2 protein-coding genes are annotated in these 5908 nt (G+C 75.3%); both read left to right on the forward strand.

Annotation, left to right across the window (positions count from 1 at the left end):
* The first annotated feature begins 43 nt into the window (after positions 1–43).
* Positions 44–5563 (forward strand): non-ribosomal peptide synthetase/MFS transporter, encoded by a 5520-nt coding sequence (locus AA75_RS19460; protein WP_033821391.1) that lies wholly within the window; start codon positions 44–46, stop codon positions 5561–5563.
* On the forward strand, positions 5560–5908 hold a 349-nt coding region (locus AA75_RS19465), incomplete at its 3' end, for a condensation domain-containing protein (RefSeq protein WP_033821392.1). The genes AA75_RS19460 and AA75_RS19465, both read left to right, overlap by 4 nt.

Below are 5908 nucleotides of genomic sequence, written 5' to 3' on the forward strand. Positions count from 1 at the left end.
CCCGCCCGCCCGCCGGCCGCCCCCGATCCCGAACAGGACCACGATGACCGAAACCCAGCCCCTGACCACGGGCTGGTCCGACGCCAAACGGACCCTGCTGGCGCAGCGGCTGCGCGGCGCCCGCGGCCCCGCCCGTACCGTGCACCCGAGGCCCGCCGGGAGCGCGGCGCCGCTGTCCAGCAGCCAGGAACGGCTCTGGTTCATGGCCCAGCTCACCCCCGGCTCCACCGCCTACGCGCTGGCCCCCGCCCGCCGCCTGCACGGCCGCTACGACCGGGCCGCCCTGGACGCCGCGCTCACCGACCTGCTCGCCCGGCACGAGAGCCTGCGCACCACCTTCCCCGCCACCACGGACGGCACGGCGTACACCGTGGTCGCCGACCCGGCGCCGTTCACCGCCGGGTACCTGGACGCGAGCGGCGAGGCCGAACCGGACCGGCGCGCCGCCGAGGCCGTCGAGGCACTGCTCGCCGAACCCTTCGACCTCGGCCGCGGCCCGCTGCTGCGGGTCCTGCTGGTCCGCCTCGCCGAGCGCGAGCACGTCCTCGCCCTGGTGCTGCACCACATCGTCTGCGACGGCTGGTCGATCGACCTGCTGCAGCGCGAACTCGACGCCCTGTACGCCTGGCACGCCGACGGCACCCCACATGGCCTCGCCGAACCCGCCCTCCAGTACGGCGACTACGCCGCCTGGCAGCGGGCCAGGACCGCCGACGGCGCCCTGGACGCCTCCCGCGCCCACTGGCAGGCCGAACTGGCCGGTGTCCCGCCGCTGGAACTGCCCGCCGACCGGCCCCGGCCGCCCGTCCTGACCCACGACGGCGCCGCCCACGAGTTCCACTGGGACGCCGGCCTGTCCGGGCGGATCACCGAACTGGCCCGTGCCCACGGCGCCTCCCGCTACATGGTGCTGCTCGCCGCGTACCAGGTCCTGCTGGCCCGGCACAGCGGCCAGAGCGACTTCGCGGTCGGCTCGCCGGTCGCCGGCCGGCTGCACGGCGAACTCGAGGCCCTGGTCGGCATCTTCGTCAACATGCTGCCGATCCGGGTCCGGCTCACCCCGGAGCTGACCTTCGGCCGGCTGGTCGGCCGGGTCCGCGAGCAGACCCTGGACGCCTACGCCCACCAGGAGGTGCCGTTCGAGCAGATCGTCTCCGACCTCGCCGTCGAACGGGACGTCAGCCGGGCCGCCGTCTTCCAGACCACCTTCGCCTTCCAGAACTACGGCGAGCCCGCCGCCGCCGCACCGCCCGGCGCCACCCGCACCGAGGGCTTCGGCCACCGCGCCGCCACCACCCACCACGACCTCGCGCTGTACCTGCGCGACGAGCCCGACGGCCGGCTGTACGGCCTGTTCACCTACCGCACCGACCTGTTCGACCACACCACCGTCGAGCGGCTCACCGCCCGCTTCGAGGTGCTGCTGCGGGCCGCCCTCGCCGACCCCGACCGCCCCGCCCTGGAACTGCCGCTGCTCGCCCCCGGAGAGGACACCGAACTCGCAGCCCGGGCGGCCGGCCCCGCCCTGCCCGCCGACGGCCCGGCCACCCTCACCGCCCTGCTCGCCGCGGCCGCGGCCCGGACCCCCGACGCCCCCGCCCTCACCCACGGCACCGAAACACTCACCTACGCCGCCCTCGAACGCCGTGCCACCGGGTTCGCCCACCGCCTGCGCGCCCTCGGCGCCGGACCCGGCGACGTGGTCGCGCTCTGCCTCGAGCAGTCCCCGGACCTCGCCGTCGCCATGCTCGGCACGCTCAAGGCCGGCGCCGCCTACCTCCCGCTCGACCCCGAACAGCCCGCCGGACGGCTGGAGTTCCTGCTCGCCGACTCCGCCGCCGCGGTCCTGGTCACCGGACCCGGCACCGCCCCGCCCACCGGCCGCCCCGGCACCGTACTCGGCATCGACGCCGCCGCCGAACACGCCGCAGGCGACCAGCCGCTCCCCGAACTCGCCGGCCCCGGCGACCTCGCGTACGTCATCTACACCTCCGGCTCCACCGGCCGCCCCAAGGGCGTCGCCGTCCAGCACCGCCAGATCGTCAACTACCTGGCCGGCGCCGCCGAACGGCTGCGGATAGAACCGGGCGGCTCGTACGGCCTGCTGCAGTCCCTCGCCTTCGACTTCAGCATCACCATGCTGTACCTCGGCCTGTCCACCGGCGGGCGGATCCACCTGCTGCCCCGGCGGATCTCCGGCGCCGAACTCGCCGACGCGATGGCCGACCACGCCATCGACTACCTCAAGATGACCCCCTCCCACCTGGCCGCCCTCGCCGCCGACGCCCCCGCCGAACGCCTGCTGCCCCGCAAGGCCCTGGTCCTCGGCGGCGAGGCGAGCCCGGCCGGCTGGGCCCGCGGCCTGGCCCGCCTCGGCCGGTGCGCCGTCTTCAACCACTACGGCCCCACCGAGACCACCGTCGGCGTCACCGTCCACGAGGTCCTGCCCGACGGCCCCGGGCACGGCTCCACCCCGATCGGCCGCCCGCTGGCCGGCGCCCGCTGCTACGTCCTGAACGAGCGGCTTCAGCCCGTCCCGCCCGGCACGGCCGGCGAACTGCACCTCGGCGGCGACCGGCTGGCCCGCGGCTACCTCGGCCGCCCCGACCTCACCGCCGACCGCTTCCTGCCCGACCCCTACGCCACCGCACCCGGCGCCCGGATGTACCGCACCGGCGACCTCGTCCGCCACCGGCCCGACGGCGAACTCGAGTTCCTCGGCCGCGCCGACCACCAGATCAAGGTCCGCGGCCACCGCGTCGAACCCGGCGAGATCGAGGCCGCCCTCACCGCCGTACCCGGCGTCACCCAGGCCGTCGTGCTGGCCCGCGGCGACGGCATCAAGCAGCACCTGGTCGGCTACCTCGAGTGGCCCGGCGACGGCGAACCGCCCACCGCCGCCGCCCTGCGCACCCGCCTCGCCGACACCCTGCCCGACTACATGGTCCCCGCCCGCTACGTCACGCTCGACCGCCTCCCGCTGCTCGCCCACGGCAAGGTCGACCGCGCCGCGCTCCCCGCCCCCGCCGACGGCCCCGCCGACCCGAACGGGTACCGGCCCCCCGAAGGCGACACCGAGGAACTGATCGCCGCACTCTGGGCCGACCTGCTCGACCTCGACCAGGTCGGCGCCCTCGACGACTTCTTCGAACTCGGCGGCCACTCGCTGCTCGCCACCCAGGTGGTCGCCCGGCTCCGCCGCGCCCTGCCCGACCAGGCCCGCACCCTCGGCGTGATGGACCTCTTCCAGCACCCCACCGTCCGCACGCTCGCCGCCCTGCTCGGCGCCGACGCCGCCGAGCGCGGACCGCGCCGCCTGCTGCACCGCCTCACCCCGCACCGCACCCGCACCACCGCCTCGGTGGTCTGCGCCCCGTACGGCGGCGGCAGCGCACTCATCTACAAGCCGCTCGCCGACGCCCTCCCGGACGACTGGGCCCTGCACTCGCTGGCCGTCCCCGGCCACGAACTCGGCGAGGAGTCACGGCCGTTCGACGAGGTCGCGGCCGAGACCGCACAGGAGATCCTGGACGGCGTCGAGGGCCGGATCGTGCTCTACGGCCACTGCGGGCTCGGCGTGATGCTCACCGTGGAGATCGCCCGCCGACTGGAGGCCGCCGGCCGCCAGGTCGACGCCGTCCACCTCGGCGGCAGCTTCCCCTTCGCCCGCCCCGAAGGACGCGGCGCCGCCCTCTCCGAACGCTTCGGCGCCCTCACCGACCGGCTGCGCAGCGACCAGGACATGGTCAACGCGCTCACCTCGGCCGGCCTGGACACCGAGGACTTCACCCCCGAACAGCTCACCCTGATCGTCCGCAACCGGCGGACCGGCACCAAGAAGGCCGAGCAGTACTTCGGCGAACTGTTCCGCACCGCCGGCGGCCGGCTGAACGCCCCGGTCATCGCCGTCGTCGGCGAACGCGACCCCGCCACCGAGTTCTACCAGGAACGCCACCGCGAGTGGCACCGGCTCACCGACACCACCGGCGTGGTGGTCCTCGACGAGGCCGGCCACTTCTTCCTCAAGTACCGCGCCGAGGAGCTCGCCGCCGTCCTCACCGAGGTGCACCCCGCCATCGCCGCGGGCACCGAACAGGACCACGCCCGCACCCCGGACGCCACCTGGTGGCTGGAGGACGTCTCCCGCGACCCGGCCGCCGCCGCCCGGCCCGCACCGGACGGCGGCGGACGCCCCGCCGCCGAAGGCACCGGACGGCAGGTCAGGCCCAGCCTCGGCCGCTTCCTGGCCGTCGCCACCGGCCAGCAGATCTCCATGATCGGCTCGGCGCTCACCGAGTTCGCCCTGCCGATCTGGATCTACCTGCGCACCGGCTCGCTCGCCGACCTCGGCCTGCTCGCCGCCTGCGGACTCGTCCCCGGCATCCTCGCCGCCCCGCTGGCCGGCGCCGTCGTCGACCGCGGCGACCGCCGGAAGGTGATGCTGGCCGGCGACCTCGCCGCCGGCGCCACCCAGGCCGCCCTGCTGGCGCTCTACCTCACCGGCGGCCTCCATGTCCGGTACGCCTACGCCCTGATCGCGCTGCTCTCGCTCGCCCTCGCCTTCCAGCGCTTCGCCTGGGGCTCGGCCGTCCCGCAACTGGTCCCCAAGCGCTTCCTCGGCCGCGCCAACGGCATCGTCCAGATGGCACTCGGCTTCGCCCAGTTCCTGGTCCCGCTGTTCGCCGTCGGCCTGCTGGCCGGCATCGGCCTCGGCGGCATCCTCGCCATCGACGTGGTCAGCTACACCGTCGCCGTCGCCGTCACCCTCGCCGTCCGCTTCCCGCAGGCGATGGCCTGGCGCCGCCGCGAGAGCGTCACCGAGGAGATCAGGGCCGGCTTCCGGCGGGCGCTCGGCAGCCGGCACTTCCGCGCCATGCTGGTCTACTTCGCCGTCCTCAACATCTTCCTCTCCCCGCTGTTCCTGCTCACCACCCCGCTGGTGCTCTCCTTCGCCGACCTGCCCGCCACCGGCTGGGTCGCGCTGGCGGCCGGCGCGGGCGCCGTCGCCGGCGGCCTCACCCTGCTGGTCTGGGGCGGCCCGCGCCGCGACCGGCTGCGCGGCGTCCTGTACGCCACCCTGGGCCTGGCCGCCGCCTGCGTCCTCACCGGCCTGCGCCCGGCCCTGCCACTGGTCGCGCTCGGCGCGTTCGGCATGACCCTCGGCCTCGCGCTGCTCAACGGCACCTACGCCACCATCATCCAGACCAAGGTCCCGCTGCGCTTCCACGGCCGGATCATCGCCGTCAACACCATGGTCGCCTGGTCGACCCTGCCGATCGGGTTCGCCGTCGTGGCCCCCACCGCCCCCGGCCTGCTGCAACCCCTGATGGACGAGCACGGCGCACTCGCCGACACCGTCGGCCGCCTGATCGGCACCGGCGAAGGCCGCGGCATCGGCCTCGCCTACCTGCTGTTCGGACTCGCCATGGCCGCGCTCGCCCTGATCTGCCTGCGGATCCCGGTCCTCGCCCGGTTCGACCGCGAGGTGCCCGACGCCGTCTCCGACGACCTGGTCGGCCTGAAGACCCTGCAAGCCCGCACCAAGGACGAGGTGGACGCATGACCACACCCGCCGACCCGCCCGGCCACCCGCTCACCGCCGACCAGCACCGGCTGTGGTTCCTCCAGCAACTCGACCCCGCCGACACCGCTTACCACCTGTACCTCGCCCACCGCTGGCGCGGCCCGCTCGACCCGGACGCCCTGCACACCGCCCTGGACGGCCTCGCCGCCCGCCACGACATCCTGCGCACCCGCTTCCCGCTGATCGGCGACCACCCCCGCCAGATCGTCCACCCGCCCGGGCCGGTCGACCTCGCCGTCCACCGCATCCCGCCCGGCGCCACCGACACCGACCTCACCGAGGCCGTCGCCCCGTACGTCAACCGGCCCTTCGACCTGACCACCC

The organism is Kitasatospora sp. MBT63, assembly GCF_000710465.2.
Classification (GTDB): domain Bacteria; phylum Actinomycetota; class Actinomycetes; order Streptomycetales; family Streptomycetaceae; genus Kitasatospora.